At 77.3% G+C, this 225-nt stretch carries 1 protein-coding gene; it reads right to left on the minus strand.

Annotation, left to right across the window (positions count from 1 at the left end; all coding sequences use genetic code 11):
• A partial coding sequence (locus ACSNOD_RS32070) for an AMP-binding protein (RefSeq protein WP_436770553.1) occupies nucleotides 1–225 on the minus strand: 225 nt, incomplete at both ends.

The raw sequence follows: 225 nt of genomic DNA on the forward strand, positions 1-225 counted from the left end.
AGAACCACGGCGGTGCCGCTGTCGGTCACCAGGTACCGCAGCCGGTCCGCGGGGTAGGCCGGGTCCAGCGGCAGGAACGCGCACCCCGCCCGCATGACGCCGAGCGCGGCGGCGACGAAGTCGGCGGAACGCGGCAGGCACAGCCCCACGACGCCGCCGGCGGGCACCTTGCGGGCCAGCAGGTGCGCCGTCACGGCCGCGCTGCGCCGCGCCAGTTCCGCGAAC

The organism is Streptomyces sp. URMC 123 (assembly GCF_051386515.1).
In the GTDB taxonomy this organism is placed as follows: Bacteria; Actinomycetota; Actinomycetes; order Streptomycetales; family Streptomycetaceae; genus Streptomyces.